Raw genomic sequence first — 2,141 nt, forward strand, 5'->3', positions numbered from 1 at the left:
TGGGGTGGAGCCCCTTTTTGCGCTTTAACGGGTTGGCTGGGGCTGGCCCAGTGGTAGTTACCGGCATGATGCCGCCGTTGCTCTGCGTGACGGACACAAAGAGTCGGATTGGGCAGTGGTTCGGCAGTATCTTGCCGTAAATATCCTAATGAGGCATTATGGTTAGGACAAGCGTAAAAATCGGCGATATTTTGCCGGACTGGAGTACGTCGTGAATTCTCTGTCAGAAATAGGCTTCGCTATACAGCAGTCAAGAAAAGAGAACGGGCTGACTCAAGAGCAGCTAGCAGAGCTGGCGGATATCTCTGAGCGCACTTTGCGTGCAATTGAAACTGGTGTCGGAAACCCCTCTATCACGGCCGTGCTGTCGGCGGTCGCAGTTCTAGGACTGAAAATTGTGGTGGAGAAATGAACCAGGAGATCCAAAACCTCAAGCGAGTGCAGCGAGCCGATGTCTATCAGGGGTCGGTGCTCGCTGGGCACTTGACGCGTCTGCGCGACGGAGGAATCGAGTTTTCGTACACCGATGACTACATAGAGTCTGGTGAACGTGGAATCGCATCCGCATTGCCCTCTTCCCCAGTTCCTTATGTAGGTCCGGGTGGTGGATTGCCGGCATTTTTCTCTGGGCTATTACCAGAGGGGCATCGGCTTACGGTACTGAAAGATGCAGCAAAGACTAGTTTGTCGGATGAGCTAACTCTATTGATGATTGTGGGTGGCGATACTCCAGGCAATGTTCGAGTAGCTCCGGCAGGTACCGAACTGATTCCACCTCCTGCAGTGGCTGCGATTGCTGATTCGAAAGAACTAGACTTCGCGATGCTGGCGAGAGGCCTTGACCGGCATTCAATTCCCGGCGTGCAGGAAAAAATCAGTGCCACAATGCTCACCACGCCTTTGGCCCTGGATGGCGGGGCGTATCTACTTAAACTGAATCCGCGAGATCATGCGCATTTGGTTGCCAATGAAGCGCTGCATCTTCGGGGGGCTCGAGCTCTGAAGTTACCAGTGGCCAAGAGTCAGCTTGTTTTCGACACCTGTAATGTCGAAGGGTTGCTCGTCGAGCGCTTTGACCGGCAGATTTCTGCGGATAGCACGGTAGTGGCACGGTATGCGCAGGAAGATGGACTGCAGGTTCTCGATTTGCCTCCAGCGTTAAAGTATTCAGTCAGTGCCGAGCAGATTTCAGAGGCTCTTGCTTCGCATTGCCAGGCGCCGATACTGGCTAAGCGCAATTTATATCTTCAATTTCTGTTTGCGTGGTTGACAGGCAACGGAGACCTGCACGGAAAGAACGTTTCTATGCTGGCTGATACGCATGGAAGATTTTCAATAGCGCCGATCTACGACATACCCTGCACGCTGGTTTACGGCGATGACACCATGGCATTGACTGTCGCTGGCAAGGTCAAGAATCTCAAGAGGAAGCACTGGCAAGAATTGGCGCGGACGATGGGACTCACCGATAGAGCGGCTCAGTCGGCGAATCAGCTGGCGCTAAAAGCAGCAAGTCTTATTGATCTAAGTGAGCTCCCGTTTGAAGGATCGCCCCTCCGCGGGACCCAACGCGAACTACGGTTTCGACGCATGGAAATTGGGTAGAAACCGGAGGCGACAGCGTCCCTTCCTGTTGTGGAGGGCTATCAATCGGTGGCGCCTTTGCCGGGAGAAAAGGGCTGGAGCACTCCCGTAGTTCAGGGTAGGGCCGAGATGAAATTCTGCACCTTCGAAGGCACGGAGAGTTGTGGCATTGGCCGGGCAATGGAGATGGCCGGCAAGCAGCCCAGCTCGGCCTAAAAGGACCTAGAAGCATTGCAGCGGCTCGGTGAATCGAAGCGTAGCAGTGGTATCAGGAGCAACAAGATTCGAATCGAGCCATTGATGTGTGAGCTGATCGACAGATTGGCGATGTGTGTAGGCGGTAGGGCGCGAATGTAAGAGGTATAGCGATGAATGCTCTCAAAGCTGCCGACGCCACCTACCCATCCCGTTGATCCAGGAAAGCATAAACATGCGATTCAGCTCTAGTTCCGCCCAGCGGCTCTAGCCGGTCTGCGACCACCTGGTCAATGGCGTACTGGAGCGGATCCAAAACTGAAATTAATTCCGAATTATTCTTGTGTGCACGGTCACCTCGG

General features: G+C 53.8%; 2 protein-coding genes. Both read left to right on the forward strand.

Going from position 1 to position 2,141, the window contains the following annotated elements:
• The first annotated feature begins 211 nt into the window (after nt 1-211).
• The gene (locus CIK76_RS05700; protein WP_096284339.1) at nt 212-412 is read left to right on the forward strand and encodes a helix-turn-helix domain-containing protein; all 201 of its coding nucleotides are present in this window, start codon (nt 212-214) and stop codon (nt 410-412) included.
• Nucleotides 409-1,605, forward strand: a complete 1,197-nt coding sequence (locus CIK76_RS05705; protein ID WP_096284341.1) for a HipA domain-containing protein — start codon at nt 409-411, stop codon at nt 1,603-1,605. Before CIK76_RS05700 ends, CIK76_RS05705 begins: the two co-directional genes overlap by 4 nt.
• Nucleotides 1,606-2,141: the final 536 nt, after the last annotated feature.

Source organism: Glutamicibacter sp. BW80, assembly GCF_002332385.1.
In the GTDB taxonomy this organism is placed as follows: Bacteria; Actinomycetota; Actinomycetes; order Actinomycetales; family Micrococcaceae; genus Glutamicibacter.